This is a genomic window from Bacillus sp. L381 (assembly GCF_030284525.1).
Classification (GTDB): domain Bacteria; phylum Bacillota; class Bacilli; order Bacillales; family Bacillaceae; genus Bacillus; species Bacillus amyloliquefaciens.
Window position 1 is genome coordinate 3,691,333 of record NZ_CP127224.1, and the last position, 22,453, is coordinate 3,713,785.

The 22,453-nt window shown below is 44.8% G+C and carries 15 protein-coding genes and 1 pseudogene; 4 read left to right on the top strand and 12 right to left on the bottom strand.

From position 1 onward, the window contains the following. Positions 1-26: 26 nt before the first annotated feature. The 10 genes and pseudogenes from QRX25_RS18950 to QRX25_RS18995 form a co-directional block, all read right to left on the bottom strand. The gene (locus QRX25_RS18950; protein ID WP_212099874.1) at positions 27-854 is read right to left on the bottom strand and encodes a hypothetical protein; all 828 of its coding nucleotides are present in this window, start codon (positions 852-854) and stop codon (positions 27-29) included. Between the two features lie 48 nt (positions 855-902). Continuing rightward, a complete protein-coding gene (locus QRX25_RS18955) occupies positions 903-1,280 on the bottom strand; it encodes a hypothetical protein (protein WP_258415539.1) in 378 nt (125 codons plus the stop codon). 185 nt (positions 1,281-1,465) lie between these two features. Beyond that, on the bottom strand, positions 1,466-1,879 hold the full coding sequence (locus QRX25_RS18960; RefSeq protein WP_212099880.1) for a YxiG family protein: 414 nt from the start codon (positions 1,877-1,879) through the stop codon (positions 1,466-1,468). Between the two features lie 92 nt (positions 1,880-1,971). Then, the gene (locus tag QRX25_RS18965) at positions 1,972-2,364 is read right to left on the bottom strand and encodes a YxiG family protein (protein WP_212099883.1); all 393 of its coding nucleotides are present in this window, start codon (positions 2,362-2,364) and stop codon (positions 1,972-1,974) included. Further along, a complete protein-coding gene (locus QRX25_RS18970) occupies positions 2,357-2,839 on the bottom strand; it encodes a YxiG family protein (RefSeq protein ID WP_212099886.1) in 483 nt (160 codons plus the stop codon). The genes QRX25_RS18965 and QRX25_RS18970 overlap by 8 nt, the downstream gene beginning before the upstream one ends. A 175-nt stretch (positions 2,840-3,014) precedes the next feature. After that, positions 3,015-10,052 (bottom strand): tRNA nuclease WapA, encoded by a 7,038-nt coding sequence (wapA, locus tag QRX25_RS18975; RefSeq protein ID WP_212099889.1) that lies wholly within the window; start codon positions 10,050-10,052, stop codon positions 3,015-3,017. 158 nt (positions 10,053-10,210) lie between these two features. Next, on the bottom strand, positions 10,211-11,275 hold the full coding sequence (locus QRX25_RS18980; RefSeq protein ID WP_065982707.1) for a polysaccharide lyase family 1 protein: 1,065 nt from the start codon (positions 11,273-11,275) through the stop codon (positions 10,211-10,213). Between the two features lie 141 nt (positions 11,276-11,416). Beyond that, positions 11,417-12,328 carry a DMT family transporter gene (locus tag QRX25_RS18985; protein ID WP_373925706.1) on the bottom strand — a complete coding sequence of 304 codons (912 nt, stop codon included), beginning with the start codon at positions 12,326-12,328 and terminating at the stop codon, positions 11,417-11,419. A gap of 146 nt (positions 12,329-12,474) precedes the next feature. Next, positions 12,475-12,921, bottom strand: coding sequence for a universal stress protein (locus QRX25_RS18990; protein ID WP_115996447.1), 447 nt, complete (start codon positions 12,919-12,921; stop codon positions 12,475-12,477). A gap of 80 nt (positions 12,922-13,001) precedes the next feature. Then, positions 13,002-13,223, bottom strand: a pseudogene (locus QRX25_RS18995) (family 1 glycosylhydrolase); the annotation flags it as partial. 128 nt (positions 13,224-13,351) lie between these two features. Between QRX25_RS18995 and QRX25_RS19000 the strand changes: the two are divergent. After that, positions 13,352-16,483 carry a DUF3427 domain-containing protein gene (locus QRX25_RS19000; RefSeq protein WP_212101818.1) on the top strand — a complete coding sequence of 1,044 codons (3,132 nt, stop codon included), beginning with the start codon at positions 13,352-13,354 and terminating at the stop codon, positions 16,481-16,483. On the opposite strand, the gene QRX25_RS19005 is transcribed toward QRX25_RS19000, so the two are convergent. Then, positions 16,472-16,861: a (deoxy)nucleoside triphosphate pyrophosphohydrolase gene (locus tag QRX25_RS19005; protein ID WP_115996443.1), complete on the bottom strand. Its 390-nt coding sequence runs from the start codon at positions 16,859-16,861 to the stop codon at positions 16,472-16,474. The genes QRX25_RS19000 and QRX25_RS19005 overlap by 12 nt on opposite strands. Positions 16,862-17,046: 185 nt before the next feature. Continuing rightward, positions 17,047-18,453 carry an arabinan endo-1,5-alpha-L-arabinosidase AbnB gene (gene abnB / locus QRX25_RS19010; protein ID WP_212099893.1) on the bottom strand — a complete coding sequence of 469 codons (1,407 nt, stop codon included), beginning with the start codon at positions 18,451-18,453 and terminating at the stop codon, positions 17,047-17,049. 241 nt (positions 18,454-18,694) lie between these two features. On the opposite strand from abnB, the gene hutP reads away from it, so the two are divergent. The 3 genes from hutP to hutU all read left to right on the top strand — a co-directional run bounded on the left by hutP (position 18,695) and on the right by hutU (position 22,453). Continuing rightward, positions 18,695-19,141 (top strand): histidine utilization transcription antiterminator HutP, encoded by a 447-nt coding sequence (hutP, locus tag QRX25_RS19015; protein WP_013354132.1) that lies wholly within the window; start codon positions 18,695-18,697, stop codon positions 19,139-19,141. A gap of 112 nt (positions 19,142-19,253) precedes the next feature. Further along, positions 19,254-20,792, top strand: coding sequence for a histidine ammonia-lyase (gene hutH / locus QRX25_RS19020; RefSeq protein WP_115996438.1), 1,539 nt, complete (start codon positions 19,254-19,256; stop codon positions 20,790-20,792). After that, entirely contained in the window at positions 20,789-22,453 is a 1,665-nt protein-coding gene (gene hutU, locus QRX25_RS19025; protein WP_115996436.1) for a urocanate hydratase, read from the top strand. The genes hutH and hutU overlap by 4 nt, the downstream gene beginning before the upstream one ends.

Genomic DNA, 22,453 nt, shown 5'->3' on the forward strand with positions numbered 1-22,453 from the left:
GGATATTTTCATGCTGCACAGAAGTATCAACACTTTACCAAATATAAATCGTTACCATTAAAGATAAAAATGCGGTTCTGAACGGCTCTGTACGCTGTTTCTTCTTTTCTATCAATACCATGTATCATGACGTCAGCCTCTGATAACCCTTTGCTCTCTTCATGAAATGCAAATACGTTATCCTCGTGATTCTGTATCAGCAGCACCCTATTTTTCGAAACGGACAGCTGGTCACAATAGGAGTATTGATCTCCGTTTAGCACATATTCTGCAACAGTACGAATTCTGTCCTGTTCAATCTGATAATGCCCGATGACACAGCAATCCTCTCCCTCGAAACATACATACAAATCAGATTTGATCGATTGTACGGCATAGCATTCATGCATCATTTCTTTAAAATCGTCTTCAAAATAAAACGTTCTGTCTTCTGCATGAAAAGCAAATATCGCTTTCCCTTGAGGGTTTCTCTCATCATACATACCCTCGTCCGTTAATCCGATCCATAATAATCCATCCTCACCCAGATGAAATACATTGGCGCTTAATAGAAAAGAACAAATCGGATTGATTTTATTACTGTTTATGCAGTATGTTGCCAATTGACACGTATGATTTTCCAGGTAAACGATCACGATTGTGTCATTATATGAATCAATCAGATAGAAATGAGTATCTTCGGAAAAGCCGCATAACTCTTTTTTGATTAAATGAGAGCTTCCTTTCATAACTTCCAATATTATTTTGTGATCATGCACAGACACAATAAATAACTGATCATCCCTGCCCGCATTGAAATAAATGATATTTTCCCTTTCATATGAACCAACCCGCTCCGCAGTAAGTTCTAACATCAGCAACCTCCGTTGATTAGGAATCTGGAATAACACCTCTATATTAAATTAATCAATGATATATAAATCTGCTGCATCATTTTCAAACCAAATGATCTTCTCATTATACTCAGTGTTTACATCGACTTTTAGAGTGTTCAGGTTCATGTAGGACTTATTTTTGGAAGGGTTTGCTATTATAACAACAAATTCATTGATCGAGGCTAAAAAATATAATTCATCCAATAAGTGATCTGCCATCAATTCTTCTTTGGTCAGGACACATTCAATATGAATTAACTTTTTCGATACAGAATTCATATTTATTACTTTCTTTTCAACCTTCTTCTTCCATTCTTCAGTAAAAGAAGGGGATGCCATTACTTCTATAAGAGCTGTTTCGAATTGTAAGTCATTCATTAATTGAGAAAAAGTATCTTTACTCACTAGATCACACGAATATATTGAGTTGTATTTCAGTAGATTAATCACATCCAGATTCCCTATAGCCCTCAATGATTCTTTTTGTAAATTTATAGGAGTGCTCATATTACCTCCGCAAACGGTTTCCCGCGTAAAAGTGGTTTTGTTTGTAAGAAAAGAGAGGCCGGGAACCTCTCTTATTTGTTTATTTATGATTTCGAATGATACGCATAAAATGATTGATTATCAAAGCGAACTGTTTCAGCTTCTATAGCAATCAGCATTCTGTTCATGTCAATGAGAAAGTTAGCATTTGATTGATACTCCGGAATTACAGAATTTGATAGATTTCCGATTCCTTCCGGGTGATAACTCATCTCGAATACTTGCCAATTGTATTCTTCCGGGTCTATTTTTTCCAATCTCATATCACCAATATCTGCACTAAAATAAACAGATGCTACATTTTGAAATAATATTTTATGTGTATATTCACTTTCTTTTTCAAAAACCTTAATATCAAGTGATAGTTCTTTTTTAAACACATTAAAATCAAAATGAAGGACAGCGCACCCCCCATCTATGTAATCTACCCATTCATTTATTGTTTTGTACATGGTCATCTCCTGCCTATTTTATTAAGACAAATGTAAAGCCAGACCTCACAGAAGAGGAATTACCTTTCAAAACCATCTAGATAAATTCTTCGTTACGATCAATCTTTATCTGTTGCATATATTTCAGTTGAATCAAAGAACACCCGTTCAGTTTCAATTGCATAGACTGCTTGGTTAATCCCAATCAAAATGTTTGCATTCGATTCATAATCTTCAATTAAAGGGTGATATATTGTTCCAATCCCCTGAGGATAGCATGAGAACGAATTTAACCTCCATCTTTTCTCTGTATTGACTCCATCTAAAGATGATTCCTTGCCCGCATAAAAAAATAATGATGATACATTTTTGAATTCAATACAATGCTGTTGCTTCTTTCCTTTCGTATTCACTTCCAAATGAAGAATAAACTCTTTTTTAAAGAAATGAAAATCTGTTTTTAATACGATGCATTCCGAATCAATCAGCAGCTTTTGTAATGGATTATTCACCTGAATCCTCCCTCCTTGAAAAGATTTTTTTGATTCCAGCCACTATATGACTCTTTTGATTTTTTTCAGTTTTCTCGTGACAATTAAACACTTGATATTCTTTAGAATCAAAGTATATATATTTACATTCTATAGCAAGTAAAGTTCCGTTAATTTCTATAAGAAAATTAGCACTTGAGACTTGATCACCTAATATACCATTTTGCATTTTTCCAATTCCCTCTTTGAAATAACTGATTTCCTCAAGGTACCAATTAGCATCACTGGGCATAGTTTTATCAAACTTGTTATTAACACCGAAATAAATTCCGTTTACATCTTTAAATGAAATTTCTTTTAAAGTGGCTTTTTCTCCTCCATCATATACCTTGAAATAAAGAGTTAATCTATTCTCTAAGTATTCAAAATTAATATCGTGCAAAAAGCAATTAACATCATGATTTATATAGTCTATCCATTGTTCAATGCTGTTCATGTAATAACATTCTCCTCACTTTATTTAAGTAAAAGGTTTGAAAATGCAGATGGTAACTTGGTAAATATATATAAATAGGATTCACCTGTATAACCATCTGCATCTCTATCTATGTTAATTGCTATTATTAACCCTTAAATGGATCAAAACTTAGAGCTATACATTTATACTAATATCATCTGTGTGACTTACTGCGTAAGCGTTTATTTATATTTCGATGTGATGACCATCTTAACTTTATATGAGTCTCATAAGGATTATTTGAGAAATGCCCTTTTGCATTTAAAGGACCTTTATTTCTAACTGACATTCTATAGTAAGGTTTTTTTCGCTGACCAGAATTCTTCCCCATTAATCTTACTGTATGTTTTTTAGTAGTAACTACCCAACCTTTCTTAGTTTTAGCTCTCTTAATCACACCTTTGTTTGCCTTTGCGACTTTTCTAGCATTCCAATATGTTTTAGATAATTTTCCAGCTCTATACAAAGTACGTCCCACACGAAGATAATTTCCGCCAATAGCTCCGCCTGCAGCTCCTAATGCTACAGACCCAGCTAATCTCCATCCGCGCGCCCCTTTTGCCTTTGCTGCTTTGTAAGATGAAATTCCGCCAATTAAAGCTCCTGCTACCATCCACACCCAATGCCCATCCGGATCGACGTTCATGACTGGGTTATTATTTCCGTACGCATACCCGTTCTGATCCAATGAATCCCCGTCGCTGCCCGGGTCTGGGTCTAGTGATAAGAATACGCCGTTTCTTGGTTCGTAGTAGCGGGCCATGAGATAGTACAGGCCGGTTTCTTCGTCGTATTGGTAGCCTGCGTAGCGGTAGCGGTTGTCTTTTACTTCGTCGCTCGCTTCGGTTTTTGTCGGATTTCCCCACGCATCGTATTGATATTTTGCGACCGTTTTTCCAGTACTGTCTGAGATGGCGATGACGTCACCGTGTGCGTTGTAGTGATAGAAATATTTTTTGCCGTTCTCTGTGTAGGATAACAGCTGGCCGCTGTCTCCGTACGTGTATGATTTGGTAACGTTGTTGTCGGCGTCTGTTTCATACAGGACATTCAGGCTGTCTCCGTCGTAGAAGTAGTTCGTGACGTTTCCGTTGACGGTTTTTTGGATTCTGTTTCCTTTTTCATCATATTTGTATGTCGCGAACGGCTTGTCTTCGCCTTTTTTCGTTACGGCGGTCAGGTTGTCTTCCGCGTCCCACGTGTACGTGTATTTGCCGTCGGATGTGCGGTTGCCGTTTTTATCATAGGACAGTTCTTCGTCATTCACCTTCGTCAGCTGGTTCATGATGTTGAAGGAAGCGTTGACTGATTTGCTTGCGCCATCCTTTGTTGTGGTGACGTTTGTCCGGTTGCCGAAGCCGTCGTACGTATATTGAATGACGGTGCCGTCTTCATGAGTTTCTTTGACGAGCTGGTTGAGCTTGCCGTATTCGTACTGCACCTTTCCGCCCGCTGAGCTGTCGATGACCGTGCGGTTGCCGTTGGCGTCGTATTCATAGCTTTCCTTGAAAATGCTGCCGCCGTCTTTCGCTCCGATATGAAGAGAGCTGACGAGATTCCGCTCATCATATGAGAAGCTCGTGCCGACTTCGTTGCCGCTGATAAATGTCTGGACATTGCCGTTTTCATCATAATCAAATGTATAGGCTGATGTGCCATCTTTCATTTCAACCATTTGATCAAGTTTGTTGTACGTAAAACTGTTTGTTCCTTTTTGGCCGCCGTGGCTCCATGAGAAAGTTTTCAGCTTATCCGAATCAGCCCGATACGTCCAGCTTTGGCTGCCGTCGCGATCGGTTAATTCGGTCAGACGGTTTTTGTTGTCAAAGGTGCGTTTTTTCGTTGTATTTTGTTCTTTGTTTGTAACCGATGTCTCATTACCGTTTTTGTCATAGGTAAAGTTGTATTTTTCCGTGCCGTTATACGCTTTTGACTTAACCCGGTCTGTGCCGTCATAGGTCAGCGACACTTCATTGCCATTGGCGGAAACAGTTTTCGTCAGGTTGCTGTTGGCGTCATATTCACTCTTCAGTACATTGCCGAGCGGGTCGGTTGTTTTGACGAGCTTGCCCATGACGTCATATTCATACTGATAGGTCTGGTCTGCGCCTGCGCGAATCGTTTTTGTCAGCTCATTTCCTTCCTTGTCATAGCTGTGAAGGATGGATGTGCCGTTTGACAGGGTCTGTTTTGTCAGCTGGTCGGCCTGATCGTATTCGTAGGCGGTTGTTTCGCCTTTCGCATCGGTTTCAGACGTTTTTTTGCCTGTCTCATCATATGCTGTTGTGCTGGCGTAGCCTAATTCGTCTTCTTCTTTTGTGACGTAGTTTCCTTTTTCGTCATAGGTGCTTTTCGTCAGGATGCTTCCTTCAATTAAACGGATATCATCAAACCACGCCGTTCCCGTGGCGCTTTTTTGGAACAGAATGTTAATTTCGATTTTATTGATCGGCTTTGTTTTCGGAATGACTGCCGCCGCGCGGTTCCATTCCTGTGTCCCCTGCGGGAATTTGGCGGTGTATACGCCCGTCGTGCCGTCCGCATACGTGACATTGGCCTGAAGCGCGTAATCATTGTCATTCGTTACTTTTACGCCGTCAGCCTTGGACATCCCTGTCAGCGTGATATATACCGGCTTATCGTCTGTGCTTTGGCCTAATGTGACGGTTTGTTTTGCAACCGCATTGGCTTGTGATGCATTTGAGCGGGACGCTTTAAGTGAGCTGTCATCATCGAAGCCTTCATCAAGGTCAGCGGCGGCTCCGCTTGTGCTCCAGCCGTCTGTTTTGGCCGTGAAACTGCTGTTTTGAACCGGGTTATAGCTTGAAGAGACTTCGCCTTTTTCCAGCTGAACCTGATCAAACCACGCTTTTCCTTTGCCGTCCTTGTCGTTATGATCCACTTCCATATAGACGATGGCTTTTCCTGCATTGGCCGGTGTTGTAAAGGTGATCTGCCGTTTCATCCAGTCATTCTTTCCGGCTAATGCGCCTGATTCATTGTGAATCCATTGAATGCGTTTTTGGTCTTTGTCACGCAGATCAATGTTGAAATACGCTCTCGCCTTCGTCAGATCCGTTTTGATCTGGCCGCTGAGTGTATACGTTGTATTCGGCTCAAGCTGCACTTCCTGCGTTGCGGACGCATGGCCGTGCTCCGTTCCGGCGGAAGCGGATTGTGACGAGATCTCCAGTGCTTGTTGTCCGGACAGCGCGCCGCTTCTTCCCTTTACAGAAGCGATTTTCCCGCTGTCCTTCGTGGCCGTGAGGTTCCAGCCCAGCTTTGTTCCTTCAAAGCTGCCGTCTTTCAGCAGACTCGCCGAAGCTGCCAGCTCTTTGCTTGATTGAATGAGATTTCCGTACTTGTCATAAACGGCGGCGGATGAGGATTTTCCGCTTTGATCCGTCTCAGAAACGGCATCAAGTCCGTCGTACGCAATATCGGTGACGTTCCCCTCAGTGTCCTTCATTTTCGTCACGTCATTGTTTTTGTTGTACTGATACGTTTCGGTGCCGTAGTTGTCTTTTACGGCTGTGACGTTGCCGTCTTTGTCATATTGATAGCTTTCTGTCGCTTTGCCCGTATCCGCGTCGTTCGGATCGGTGTCCTGAATGACATTGTTGCCTTCGTATACGGTGTTGGTCGTGATTTTCAGCCCTTCAACATCATCGATCATCTGAATCGGGTTGCCCGCCTCGTTATAGCCGTACTGCACTTTGCGGCCGTTCGGCTGCGTCATGAGCAGCGTTTTTTTGTCCGCGTCATAGCTGTAGTCGTACGTTTCTTTTTTCGCATTGACGGCTTTGGCCAGGCGGTGGCCGCTGTATTGGTATTCAGTGAACAGCGGTTTGTCATCCGTGCTGTTTGCGGAATACTGCTTGATGAGGCGCCCCTCGTCATCGTAGTCATAGCTTGTGACGCTGCCGTCAGTATCCGTCACCTTTTTGAGAAGGTCTTTGTCATATGAATACGAAATCTTTTTGTTTTTCGGCCCTGTAAGAGATGTGACATGGCCGTTTTCGTCATAGTCAAAGGTCAGCTTGCGCCCTGATGCGTCTGTTATGGCAGTCAGCTGATTGTTGTCGTTATACTCGTATTCGGTTGTGTTGTTGTGTCCGTCGACGACTTTTTGAAGCTTGCCGCCCTTTTTGCTGAAATAAGCGTTCGTCTGATCCTTTGTTTTTAATACAAATTGATCGCTTGTTTCCGTCAGTTCGAGATAAACGCCTGTCGGCGGCTGATATGTGCCGTCAGATTTTTTCGTAAAGACATGTGTTGTCGCGTCCTCGTCAATATAAACGGCTCTGCCGTCTTCAGAAAGGATCGACGTTTCCGCATCGGCGTACCAGCCTTGGCCGAACATATGGTCAGAGCTGTCAAGGCTGTTAAAGGTCCGGGAGAGTCCGAGCCCCGGCCCGCGTCCGTCGATTGACATATCTTCTTCATTGACGATGACATTTCCCGTCGCGCCGTTCAGCTGTCCGTCCGGAATGTCAATAATGGACCAGAATTCTTCCGTTCCGAGGAATTCCGCGCCTTCATGGAATACAGGGTTAAAAGGTGCCGTCGGTATGCTGTCACCATTTGCGTCATAGGCAGTCAGCGTGAAGGAATAGTTCTTTTTCCCTTTGTAATTGCCGTTTGCGTTTTCGTAAACAGGGGAAGGGTCAAGCGCCAGTTCGCCGCCCTTTCCGTCTGTGTGAAGCTGGAATCTTCCCGCTTTCACTTCATCGGCTGACGGCCAGATGTTTTTGTTTTGGGTCGTCCAATGATCGGTATCACCGACATCGAATGATTGATAGTTTTTTCCGTTATAGATGTTGATTTTGTAGCCTTTCGCGTTTTTGACCTTATCCCATATGAGATTGACATAACCCGTTTGGCTCGATTTCGTGTTCGTATAGACATAGCCTGTCAGGTTTTTCGGTTTTGCGATGTCAGGCAGCGCCGGACTTGCTTCCGGTGAGGCGATCGCTTCCCCGTCTTTGTTATAGGCGATGACTTTAAATCCGTATGTTTTCCGGTTGGCGTCTCCGCCGGCGTTTTTATAAACGGGTCCCGGGTTAATCGGCAGTTCCGCGCCTTTATTGTCTTTCAGGTGAAGGGCATATTTTCCGGCGCTGATTTCCGCCTTTGTCGGCCAGATGTTTTGATCTTTTGTGGACCAGGAAGTTTTATTTCCGAGATCAAGCGTTTCAAAGCCTTTGCCGTTATAGACTTGCACTTTATATCCGGCTGCGCCTGATACGGCTTTCCAGGAAAGGTCAAACCAGCCTGTTGCGTTGTTGTTATTAAAGCCTTTCGTGCTTGGTTTCTGCACTCTGCCAATATTCGGAATGACTGGCTTGGCAGCCGCAGACATGGCGCCTTCTCCCTGGTCATACACCGCGCTGACCGCGATCCAGTAATTTTTGCTTGTCGGATAGCTGCCTCCGGAGTTTTTATAGACCGGCGAAGGGTCAAGCGCTAATTCACTTCCGCCTTTTCCGTCTGTATGCAGCTTAAATTTGCCGGAGTCGATTTCCGCTTTTGTCGGCCAGATGTTTTTCCCTTTGGTGCTCCAAGAGGTCACATTGCCGACAGGAATGGCCTGATATTCTTTCCCGTTATAAAGCCAGACTTTATAGCTTTTGGCGCCTTCAGCTTTTTTCCAGCTGATATTGAAAAATCCTGTCGAATCTCCGTTATGATACGCTTTGACAGATGGCGTGTCCGCCTTCGGAATCGTGTACGTCACTTCGATGTATGGTTTTTTGTCGGTGTTTGCTGATGACATCAGCTTCTTCCAATATTCTTTTCCGTTGCCGTTTGTGTGAAGCTTAAAGCCGTAATTGGCGCCGCCGCTGTTCCACGACTTGACTGCGGATGTGACATCGTAGCTGGCCCATTGGCCTTTATAGACCTCGGCTTTGCCGATATTTTTGGAGTCCGGTTTGTTCTTCCATGTGATCTTGGCATTGTCGTAATTGCTGTTTACGGTGTCGAGCCAGAGCCCCGTCGCCTTTGATCCGTAATAGGAATGGGCTGTGTATGCTTTAAGCGTCGCTTTCGTCACCGTCATGTTTTTGATCGGTTTTAGATTATCAAACTTCATAAATGCATAGTTCGTTCCGGTTGTGCCGTCATAATAGCCCGTTTTCAGCACGTATGCTTTCAATCCGGCGTCCCATTTCTGCGACGCGGCAGAGTAGTTTGTCGTCGGATACGCGCTCATGACGAAGGTATCGGATGACACGGATACTGATGTCGACGGATCAATAGATACCGGGTAAACCCGCTTGGGATCTTTCAGCCATTTTTCATCAGCCGTTACATGAAGCAAGTAGCCTTCGCTGTTTTTTTCAAGCTTGAAGCTGACATCTTCTGACCTGCTGACTTCACCTGACTTTTCGTCGAGATCAGAGTCGGTCATAAAGGGCTTCGGCACGGTGTAGACGACATTGTCTTTATCATCAGAAAACGCGATAGAGCCGTCTTCCTGTTCTTTTGCCTGAAGGTCGGTTTTGATTTGAAAGGTGAAGGAATTGTAGCCTTCATATTTGTGAAGCACAAGGTCTTCTTTTATGTTTTCGTTAAATGTGTAGGTTTGTAAATCAATTGCAGGAAACACTTGCTGATATGTAAGCTCGTTGCTGTTTTCCTTCACTTTTGCTGAGGCATCTGTCGGAGTGATTGCAGCCTGATCGGGGCCTTTTGCACCAGTTAATGAGTATGTGAGCTTATGATCATCGTGTTCAAAGGTAGCGTATAATCCGTTTTTCATTTGCTTCATAAAATCGGAGTTCAGCACTGTATTTTCCGTCCCGACTTCCTTTGAGCCGGTTTTCAATTCAGGGGAAATGTCCTCCCAGTCCGCATTGGCGGTCTCTTTCGTATGAATGGGGTCTGTGTAGATTTCCTGTTTGTACACACCCTCGCCTTTATAGAAGAGCTTTGAATTCTCAGTTCTTTCAGACGTGATTTCACCGTCCTGATTGATATCTTTTTGATCAAACGGAATCTGCCCGGATTCTTTTTCCGCCGGGAGATCTTTTTCAGGATCTGCGGCCGGAATGGCGGCGGTTTTCTCTTGATCTTGTTTTTCACGCGTTTCTGCCGCAAACACATCGGCAGGCGCAATGGAAATCATCAGCGTCGCTGCAAGAGTGCTGGCTAACCATTTTTTCCACTTGTTCTTTTTTCCTATTTTCATAGGTTCTCTTCCTCCTTTTGTAATATAGACTTAATAATAGTAATATTATTGAAATAGTTTTTCAATATTTTCCTAGGTATTTAAGGTTATTTTAAGGATTACAGGGATTTATAACCTTTTACCCACAAAAAAACCGCCGAGGCCGGCGGTTTTTCGTATTATGGATAGCGGAGATTTGTATTTTGCGCTCCTGCGTAGGATTGGGCGAAGTTTTTGGCATCCTGTGCTGAAAGCGTGCCGTAGCTGTAATTTGATCTCGGATTCCAGCCGGTGCGCGGTGATTTCGGGGCTTTGAGCGACGGGAATGAACCGATGTCGGTAAATTGGGCCGTTCCGTAGTCGTCTATCATTCCGCCTTTTTCATTTCCGTTACCGAAATAGTTGGCTTCTGAGAAGACAGTCGCGTTTGTATGAATGGTGAATCCTAAATTGAAATTGGTCACATAGTTGTTTTTTGCGTGAAAATAGCCGTATCTCATCAGGCCCGGCGAACGGACATAGACGTTATTAAAATAGTTGTTGGTGATGGTCATATGCGGATAGCCGATATAATTGCGTCCTTCGTTATCATCATTCGGATAACCGAGAATCAGGCCGTACAGATGATCGGAGAATTTAGAATTAGAAAGAGTCACAAAATCCGCTTTGGCGCCGACATACAGAAGCTTTCCCAAATCGCTGTGGCTGTTCGGATTGTAGCTGTGCCCTTCAAACCACACGTGGTCAATCCAGTAATTCTGTCCGTTCGCTATGTACATCGGAATGTCGTTGTTGCCCGTAATGGCGGCACTATGGCTGATAATGAGGTTTTTGAAAATCACATTGTTTGAGCCGGAGCCAGTGGTCAGATAGATATTGGTCAGCCTGTGGCTGGTATAAGAGCCGACGATGGTTTTATTGGCGCCGACTGTCACAACGGCTTTACCCGGGGAGTAAATATCACTTGTGATGACGATGGTTTTGCGGTCTGTCCCGCCCGCATTGTTTTTCAAATCATTGAGATTGCTGACATAGACAACGGAGCCGCCCTGGCCTCCCGATACGGCTGATTTTGCTTTTCCGTTATGATCCTTCGCATTTCCCGCAAATCCGGTAAGTCCCTGCATCACATCCGGATAAGCCGCTGCCGCTTCTGCCTGCTTGGATGCGGAACATACGATGGCCAGACAAAGCGCAAAGCCGAGTGCAGCCAAGAAAGCGAGATGACGCGTCTTCTTTATCATGCCCTTCACTCCTTTACTCTCTTAAAATGTAAACATAAGAAGTATTATACAATTACCATCCTCTTTTTCCATGATCTGTTTGTCTGCTTTTTCGTTATGGCTGAAAAGACCCAAAACAAAAAAAGCAGCCAATACGGCCGCCTATATACGGGTGCTGTCTGCCTGAGCTTCCGTCGGCACGGCTCTTTGCTTTCGAATCAGGGACAGCGCCATCCCCGCAAAAATCATCATAATCCCCAAAGATTGATATAGGTCGGGGCGAAATCCCGTAAACACGGTGTCAAGCACGATCGCGACAGCCGGGTCAAGAAATACGATGATTGAAATAAACCGAGTGGATAAAAACCTCAGGCTGTCAAAAAAGAGCAAATACACAATTCCCGTGTGAATGATGCCGGTCGACACAATCATGATCCAGTTCACCTGCGACAAATCAGAAAAAGCGCCGAAACGGACGAACGGGAGAAGAATGATGACGCCCAATCCGGTCTGCAAACAGGTGACCGCATATGGGCTGAGGCTGTTTATGCCTTTCCCGGCCAGTGTCGTAAAGGCATAAAAAAGAGCGGCCAGCACGGCCCAAATAATACCCGATCCCATCAGCTGGGAAAAGGACGTATTTCCGTTGATGCCGGAAATCAGGGCGGTTCCCAGAAAACAAATTACGATAGAACTGACGGATGCGAGATGCAGTTTTTCCCGGTATATGAGACTCCCGAGGAGAAGGACGAGAACCGGAGCCAAATGATAAACGGAAATCGCGATCGTCACTGATGTCTCCTCAAACGATTTAAATAAAAACACCCAGTTCAGCACAAGAAAAAATCCGCAGGCCAGCGTCTGCAGAACCTCCCGCAGGTTCCATTGTTCGGTGCGGTAACGTCCGGAACCAAACCAGCAAACACCCAGAAACAATGAGGCGCACAGACACCTCACAAAAACCAGTTCAATCGACGGCACATTCGTATGTTCTGAGAAAAAGCCGATTGATCCGAAAATCACCATAGAAATCACCATTTTGATGACGGCATTTGATGTTTGTTTAGCTTGCATCGTGCTCTTCCTCCATATCATTGACTGTTTATTCAGACAAATACTAACAGCCATTTTACTTGATTCAGAGGAAGAAATCATCATATTTTTCAGCCGACGGAGGTCTTTTCTCATGAAAAAAGCCCCGCATCAGCAGGGCCGTTTGTTTAACGAACGATCAGTACAGGACAAGGAGACAATTGTGAGACCTTGTGGCTCACGCTTCCGAGCATCATTTCCTTAAATCCGCTGATTCCTCGGCTTCCGACGACAATCAGATTGAAATGCTGTTCTTTCGCTATGTTTAAAATTTGATGCGCAGGCTCACCTTGGACGTACAGGCTTTCCGCTTCTACTCCGCTTTCCGCCGCTTTTTGCTTGGCATCTTCCAGAATGGCTGCTCCTTTTTGCTCGACTTCATGTTTGATGTCTTCAATGAAGTTCTCCGGAACATAGACAATCCCGGTTAAGGCTGATGTGGAAACAACGGCTTCACGTCCAGCATAGAGAATGGTGAGCTCAGCCCGCTGTTCTTTCGCCAGGTGGATGGCTGCGTCCAGGGCTTTGCTGCTCATGTCTGAACCGTCTACTGCTGCAAGAATTTTTTTAAACATATGAATCCCGCCTTTCTGCTTTTATTGTCCTCCTCTCATTGCTGAATGTCAATTTTGCCGGCTTTCTCCGGAACATTGCCTTACAGACTTTCTCCATTTGTCGCGATGACCTGCTGATACCAGCTGAAACTTTTTTTCTTGATGCGCTTTAACGTGCCTTTTCCTTCATTGTCCCGATCCACATAAATGTAGCCGTAGCGTTTTTTCATTTCAGCGGTTGAGGCGCTGACGAGGTCAATCGGCCCCCACGACGTGTAGCCGATCAGGTCGACTCCGTCTTCGATCGCCTCTCTTGCTTCTATTCATTATTTTCTAAAATTTCATTCCCTCCATGCCTAGCAAATAGGACTTTATTCTCTCCTTATTTAGTATTACCTATTGGTAAAAGTAGTGATAAAATGAAATTATTGATACAAAAAAGGAGATTATGATGAGAAATCTTAGAGGCTTCCATGAGGAAATTCAGCAACAACAAAAACTTTATCCAACATCACATCACATTCAACCGGTTAGCCCCAAAGAATATACAGAGGTTTTGACTTTACATACGGCAAAACAACTCAGCGAGACATTTCAAACACTTGTGGATCAAGATCAGTATGAGCAAGCGATTCAGCTGAGCGAGAAGGTTTCATCTCAGCTTGGACAACATGCGAATTTTTCATTACCACTTTCCACAGTGCTTTACAGCTTAAATGAAATGGAACTTCCTATTTCAGATGAATTTTCTCTAAATCGTCTGAAACTGCTAGGAAATCATCAAACTCATGATAACTTTTTCAAAACATTAAAACACGAGATGTTAACGGCGGATCGGGTAGACTTTATGGTCAGTTTTACACGGTGGTCTGGTGTTCAGCTTCTGATCCCTCCACTTCAGGAGCTTGCTAAGAGACATGTCCCTGTACGCATCATTACATCAACCTATATGGGCATTACAGAACCAAAAGCGTTAAGACATCTTCTTCAATTTGAAAATGTTGAGCTGAGAATTGTCAATGAATATAAAAAATCTTTCCATACGAAAACCTACTTATTTGAACGCTGTTCTGGACAGCATAGTGTCATTGTAGGTTCTTCAAATCTATCACAAGCTGCACTTACAACCGGGTATGAGTTAAATGTTAGGCTACCTGAAACGAGATATCTCCCTGTCTACCAACAAACAAAAGATTTGTTTGACACGGTTTGGAATGAAAAGACACAGCCTGTTGACGAACAATTTTTACAAGCCTATGAGGAATTCCAAGCTGGAAGCCAAAAGGTAAGTGCTTCCTTTGTTGCTCAAAACCCTCTTTACAAAACGAAAATGTCCCCGAATGCCATGCAAAAGGAAGCGTTACAAAACCTTAAAAAAACAAGAAACGAAGGGGAAACAAAAGCAGTCATCATCGCCGCTACTGGCACTGGAAAAACATTTTTAGCAGCATTTGATTTTGAGCAATTTAAACCAAATAAATATCTTTTTCTTGCCCACCGGGAAGAGTTACTAACAAAAGCAATCGAAACATTCCAGAAAGTCACAAATAATCATGAAGATTTTGGTTTATTGACTGGAACGAAAAAAGAAAGAGATAAGCGTTTTTTATTTAGCACTGTACAAACGCTACATAAAAAAGAAACATTGGAATCCTTCTCAACAGATGAATTCGACTACATAGTGATTGATGAATTCCATCATGCAGAAGCATCTACCTATCAAGCTGTATTAAACTACTTTACACCGAAGTTTTTATTAGGTTTAACTGCAACACCAGAGCGGCTTGACGGTAAAGATGTCCTTCAGATTTGTGATCATAATGTTGTTTATGAGATCAGACTTCGAGATGCCCTAAAGGCAGAGCTACTTGCGCCCTTTCACTATTTTGGAATTTCAGATCCTACTGTAGATTACGAAAAAGTAAAAGTGAAAAATGGGCTGTACGAAGAGAAATCGCTAGTAAACCAATTAAAAACTCATAAACGAGTAGAATATATCATCAAGATGATCAACATGTATGGATTCCACGGTGAGAAAATGGTTGGCTTAGGTTTCTGTACAAACGTCGAACACGCAAAATACATGAGTGACGAATTTAATAAATTGGGATTTTATACAACTTATTTAACAGGAAATGATTCTCCTTCAAAAAGACAAGAGGTCATTCGTCAATTGGAGGATCCGCACCATAGTTTAGAACTTATATTTACAGTAGATATTTTCAACGAAGGAATAGATATTCCAAAACTCAATCTACTATTATTCCTTAGACCAACAGAATCACCAACGATTTTCATTCAACAATTAGGACGGGGACTAAGAAAAACTGACGACAAAGAATTTGTAACGATACTGGATTTTATCGGAAACTACCAAAAGTCATTCATTATTCCACTCGCACTATCTGGACAAACAAGCCAAAAATCGTTTGATAAAGATTCCCTCCGAGTAGCCGTGACGCATGAATTTGCGGATTTACCTGGGGGATCATATGTTGACCTTTCAGCTGTAACGAAAAAAGAAATTTTGAATAAAATCGATCATATTAAACTAAATTCAGATGCCATGCTGAAAACGTTATACAAGCAATTTAAACAAGAGCTTGGACGATCTCCAGAATTAATTGATTTTCTATACTCTGAACAAGCACCTGGACTTACCTTTTTTATAAAAAAATACAAATCATGGGTACAGACAAAAAAGAAAATGGATGATTTGAACGAGAAAGATCAACTCATTCTCAACCATTCAATGGTTGTAGAAATGGTAGCCAGATTAGAACAGCAATTACCTATTAAGTGGCCTTATGAATGGTTAATTTTGCATTGTGCCTTTCATTCCGATATTATCACGGTCGAAAAAGTGAAAGAGACATTAGAGCAACAATTTCATATCAAAATCACAACAAATACACATGATAACCTTATTGAACGAGCGATGGAGCGTTTAACAAAGCCTGCTCAGAAACAGAATTGGTCATTCGGCTCTATTAAAGATCGTACATTCAAGGTAGGCCCTAAAGTAAATCAAATCTTAAAGGATTCTATTTTTGGAAACTATATCATGGAGCGGGTGCAATTTGGTCTCATTGAATATCGTAGAATGAACAATATTGAAGCCCTGACTTCAAAAGAGATAAAGCTTACAATGTATCAAACCTATACAAGAAATGAGCTCATTTATCTTTTTCAGTCAACTGATCAGGAAGGAACTTGGCGAGAGGGTGTACGTAGAGTTAAAAATCACTATTTAATCTTTATTAATTTGAATAAGTCAGAAAAAGTAGAAGACCATTTGCTATATAAAGATTATTTTATTGATCCTAGCCATTTTCATTGGCAAAGTCAAAACCAAACCTCACATGCTTCAAGCGTAGGTCAAAACTTTATTCACCATAAGGAAAAAGGATACCATATTCATTTATTTGTGAGGAAATTCACTGAAATGCACAACATCACTTTACCATTTATTTATTTAGGGGAAGCGGATTACGTATCAAGTCACGGAGACAAGCCAATGAATGTCAAATGGAAGCTTCATCAGCCTGTCCCAGAAAACTTGTATGTAGATTTAACGAATTAAAGCAGCTACTGTCGGAAGATCAGCGGGTGCCCATTCTAGTGATTCAAGCTCACGGATAGGCACCCATCTGAATTCTGCGTGCTCTTTCGCTACCGGCTTTCCTGATACAATCTTCGCTTTTATTGAAATTAAATTTACAATGACCTTTTCATATTCATGATGAATGTCGGCTATCACATCGCCCGCAACAATTTTACAGTCAAGTTCCTCTTCAATTTCTCGCACAAGTGCTTCCTGAGCATTCTCTCCTTCTTCAAGCTTCCCACCAGGAAACTCCCACAGATTAGGAAGAGACATTGTTGGCGAACGTAGAGCACATAAAATTTCATTGTTTTCATTTTGTATAACTGCGGCGGCTACTTTTATTGTTTTTTTCAAAATAAACTTCCTTTCGTTTTTTCTCAGGTATGTATCCATATTTTTAGTTTTCAAATTATACTGTTCACAGCAAACGATAGAGGTTGAGTCCATCATAATTCAATTAGTTTATTAAAAGCAATAGAAGGTCATTTTCCAAATTAACAAGCAAAAAAAGCACCCTCCACAATGGAGTTGGTGCTGGTTTACTTCACTCCCCAAACAGCCTCCCCATCACCGCTCAGCACACTAAACGTCACGACTTCTTTCTCTCTCGCTGAGTCCCATTCTTTCAGGAAGACGCCGTCATAATTTGTGCCGTTCAGTTTGATTTGGGCTTTGCTGCTGCCGGTTATTGTCCAGGTTCCGGTCATTTCCCCGGAAATGGTGCCGTCGTTGTTAAGCCGGATGGTTTTTTGGGTTTTGATCGTAGCTGTGATGTCTTTTCCGTGCTGGATGAGTTTGTAGGTTCCGGCTGCGGCGGCTGCCGATATGTGTGTATCCGGTTCCCCCGCATAGCGGTACGGCGCTGCAACCGGCCATCCGTCTTTGTTCATGTACAGCTCATGCACTCTGACTTCGTGCTCTTCTCCTCTGTTCGGGAAACGGGTGTGGAAAATGAGATAAGATCGTTTCGTTTTCCTGTCGTAAAATACGGAGTTGTGCCCCGGTGAGACGTAGCCTGTGCCTTTTTCAGCTTGTGAGGCGAAAGTATAGCTGCCCATGAGTTTGACTCCGTACGGTTCAATCGCTTTGTCATCGAAGAAACTGCCGTCTTTTCCTTTGGCCTCAAGCATGTTATGACCTGCGGCGTCATAATACGGGCCGTCCGGATTTTTGGAGCGGGCCGCGCGGATATTATAACCGCCTGACGCGTCAAGTCCGCCGAATGACAGATACAGATAGTAATATTTCGTTACCGGATTGTAGCTGATGTACGGGCCTTCGATCCAGCTGTGATTTCCGCCGAGCAGTTTTTTTCCGTAACCCTGGTTCGGGAGCGGGAAACCGGTTTTCGGATTCATTTCTAGTATGAATATCCCGCCGGAGTAAGAGCCGTACACCATCCAAAGCTTGCCTTTATGGTCAAAAAACGTTTGCGGGTCTACGACGTTCGGGTGGACGTTTGCATGATACGTCGTGCCGTCCTCGCTTTTTCCTTCCATTCCCGATTTCAAAAAGATGCCTTTGTTTTTGTAGGGCCCTTCAATCTTGTCACTCACGGCGACACCGAGAGCGGATCGCGGCGAGTCCCCTTTACAGGCGTTGTAGTACATGTAAAATTTCCCGTCAGCCAGCTGGGCGACGTCCGGCGCCCACAGCGTATCAGACTGGGCCCAGTCGAACGTCTCTTTTAATTCACTGTAGACGTTCGGGATCAGCGGATTATTGTTATTGACGCTTGAAGACATTTGCTGCCACTGCATCAGGTTTTTCGACTTGGCGGAAGCCAAATGCGAGCCGAATACATAATATGTATCGCCTGTTTTGATGACGGACGGATCATGGACGCTGACCTCTGAAAAAACCGGATGCTGGGCTTTTGCCTGCGGCAGGGTGAACCCGATGACCGCTGCTGAGATCAGGCACACACGAAAGAAACTGGTTTTCATTTTCTGAAATCTCCTCGCTCTCCTCTTTCTTAAAAACGCTTTCAAGACAACGTTCCATTTTATGACGGGGATGGCGGGAATATGTGACCAACAGCGCCGGCTTCGTGATGTACCGCTTTACTGCGATAACAATCTGATTTGCAAAAGAATGGAAAAAAAGTTTTGACTTCTGATTCGCAAACACTTAATATAAAAAACAGTTACTAGTTATCAGAATATTTAAGAATTGAGTGAAGCATATATGACCTTACACAAAGACCGCCGCATCGGGCGATTGTCCGTCCTTCTTCTGCTTCATGAGTCTGAAGAAAGCCAGCAGATCAGCCGGCTGGAACGGGATGGCTGGAAAGTCTGTCTCGGCAGGGTCGGTTCGATGGATGCGCATAAAGTGGTAGCTGCAATTGAAACCGCTTCCAAAAAGAGCGGTGTCATTCAATCAGAGGGTTATCGTGAATCACACGCGCTGTATCATGCCACAATGGAAGCTTTGCACGGAGTGACGCGGGGCGAAATGCTGCTTGGCTCGCTGCTTCGTACCGTCGGCCTTAAATTTGCCGTTTTGCGGGGAAACCCTTATGAGAGCGAGGCGGAAGGCGATTGGATCGCCGTTTCACTTTACGGCACGATCGGAGCTCCGATTAAGGGGCTTGAGCACGAAACATTTGGAGTAGGAATTAATCACATATGAATCAGCCCATAGATTTTAGACGATAGGGGGCTATGCGTGAAAAATCATTTTCATGGCATAGCTCCTTTTTGTATGGGCGCTTTATCAAAGTAAAGAAAAAGGGGTTGAAAAGATGGTAACGTTAGACGGTTCCTCACTGACAACCGCAGATGCCCAGCGTGTTTTGTTTGATTTTGAAGAGGCTCAAGCATCTGCTGAAAGCATGGAAAGGGTGAAAAAAAGCAGGGCTGCGGTTGAACGGATTGTTCAAGAAGAAAAGACCATTTACGGGATCACGACGGGGTTCGGCAAGTTCAGCGACGTGCTGATTCAAAAAGAAGACGCTGCTGATCTGCAGCTGAATCTGATTCTTTCCCACGCGTGCGGCGTCGGTGATCCATTTCCCGAATCTGTATCGCGGGCCATGCTGCTTTTGCGCGCCAATGCCTTGCTGAAAGGCTTTTCCGGCGTGCGGACTGAGCTGATTGATCAACTGCTCGCATATCTCAATCATCGCATTCATCCGGTCATCCCGCAGCAAGGATCACTGGGGGCAAGCGGAGATTTGGCGCCGCTTTCTCATCTCGCGCTGGCGCTCATCGGTCAAGGCGAAGTCTTTTACGAAGGGGGCCGGATGCCGACGGCGCACGCTTTAGAAAAGGCAAATCTTCAGCCGATCGTCCTGACCTCTAAGGAAGGACTCGCGCTGATCAACGGAACACAAGCCATGACCGCGATGGGGCTGATCGCTTACCTTGAGGCGGAAAAGCTGGCCTATCAGTCAGAACGGATTGCAAGCTTAACGATCGAAGGGCTTCAAGGCATCATGGATGCGTTTGACGAAGATATTCATGCCGCCCGCGGCTATCAAGAGCAAATGGATGTCGCAGAACGAATCCGCTATTACCTGTCTGACAGCAAACTGACGACTGTCCAAGGAGAGCTGCGTGTCCAGGACGCCTATTCGATCCGCTGTATTCCTCAAGTCCATGGCGCATCGTGGCAGACATTAGCGTATGTAAAAGAAAAATTAGAAATCGAGATGAATGCCGCGACGGATAACCCGCTCATTTTCGAGGACGGCGCCAAAATCATCTCTGGCGGAAACTTTCACGGACAGCCGATCGCCTTTGCCATGGATTTTCTCAAAGTTGCGGCTGCCGAGCTTGCGAATATTTCTGAACGACGTATCGAACGGCTTGTGAATCCGCAGCTGAATGACCTGCCGCCCTTTCTGAGCCCTCAGCCCGGCTTACAATCCGGAGCGATGATCATGCAATATGCGGCGGCCTCCCTCGTGTCGGAAAATAAAACCCTGGCCCATCCCGCCAGTGTCGACTCAATACCATCGTCGGCAAACCAGGAGGATCACGTCAGCATGGGGACCATCGCCTCAAGGCACGCCTACCAGATCATCGCGAATACGAGACGGGTGCTTGCCGTTGAAGCCATTTGCGCGCTGCAAGCCGTGGAATACCGGGGCGCAGAACATTGCGCATCGTACACAAAACAGCTCTATCTCGAAATGAGAAACATCGTTCCGTCCATACAAGGAGACCGCGTGTTTTCTTATGATATCGAGCATCTGAGTGACTGGCTGAAGAAGGAGTCTTTTCTGCCGAATGAGCATCACCAAAAACTGATGACCAATGAAGGGGGACTTACAAGATGACTGAAGTAAAAAAATCAATCCGCGCCAGCCGCGGCACCGAACTTGAATGTTTAGGATGGGAACAGGAAGCTGTGCTCCGCATGCTCCGAAACAACCTTGACCCGGAGGTTGCCGAAAAGCCGGAGGATCTGATCGTATACGGCGGCATAGGCAAGGCCGCGCGAAACTGGGATGCTTTTCACGCGATTGAGCGCTCCCTCAAAACGTTAAAAGATGATGAGACACTGCTGATTCAATCCGGGAAACCGGTCGGACTGTTCCGCACGCACAGCCGCGCGCCCCGCGTCCTTTTGGCCAATTCGGTTCTCGTGCCGAAATGGGCGGATTGGGAGCATTTCCATGACCTTGAGAAAAAAGGGCTGATGATGTACGGGCAAATGACGGCCGGCAGCTGGATTTATATCGGCTCCCAAGGTATTTTGCAGGGCACTTATGAAACCTTTGCAGAACTTGCGAGACAGCATTTCGGCGGCAGTCTGAAAGGAACCCTTACGCTGACGGCCGGACTTGGCGGAATGGGCGGCGCACAGCCGCTATCCGTCACGATGAATGATGGCGTCGTCATCGCCGTGGAAGCGGATGAAAAACGGATCGATAAACGGATTGAAACAAACTATTGCGACCGGAAAACGGCATCCATTGACGAAGCGCTGCGCTGGGCCGAGGCAGCCAAACAAGCCGGAAAGCCTTTATCCATCGGCCTTCTCGGCAATGCGGCAGAGGTGCATCATGAGCTTCTGAACCGCGGAGTCCACATTGACATCGTGACCGATCAGACTTCCGCCCATGACCCGCTGATCGGCTATATTCCGGCCGGATACTCACTTGAAGAGGCCGACCGTCTGCGCCGGGAGCAGCCCGAATTATACGTGAGGCTCTCTAAACAGAGTATGAAAAAGCATGTGGAAGCCATGCTTGCTTTCAAGAAAAAAGGGGCCATCGTCTTTGATTACGGCAACAATATCCGCCAGGCTGCCAAAGATGAAGGTCTCGCCGATGCTTTTGATTTTCCGGGATTCGTCCCCGCCTACATCCGGCCATTATTTTGTGAAGGGAAAGGGCCGTTCCGCTGGGCCGCGCTGTCCGGAGACCCTGAAGATATTTACCGCACGGACGCTTTATTAAAAGAGCTGTTTCCCGAAAATAAAGCTCTTCACCGCTGGATTGACATGGCGCAGAAAAAAGTCACATTCCAAGGCCTGCCGTCCCGCATTTGCTGGCTCGGCTACGGCGAACGGGAAAAGATGGGCCTCGCCATCAATGAATTGGTCAGAAACGGCGAGCTGAAAGCCCCGATCGTCATCGGAAGAGACCATTTGGACTGCGGATCAGTCGCCTCCCCGAACCGTGAAACAGAAGCGATGAAAGACGGAAGTGACGCTGTCGGCGATTGGGCGGTGCTGAACGCGCTTGTCAACACGGCCTCAGGCGCAAGCTGGGTTTCTTTCCACCACGGCGGGGGCGTCGGCATGGGGTATTCCCTTCACGCGGGAATGGTCGCGGTCGCTGACGGCACCCGGCTTGCGGAAGAACGGCTTGCCCGCGTTCTGACAAGCGATCCGGGAATGGGTATTATCCGCCATGCGGACGCGGGATATGAAAAAGCGGCTCAAGTCGCCGAGGAACAAGACATTATGATACCGATGAAAAAGGAGCGGTAA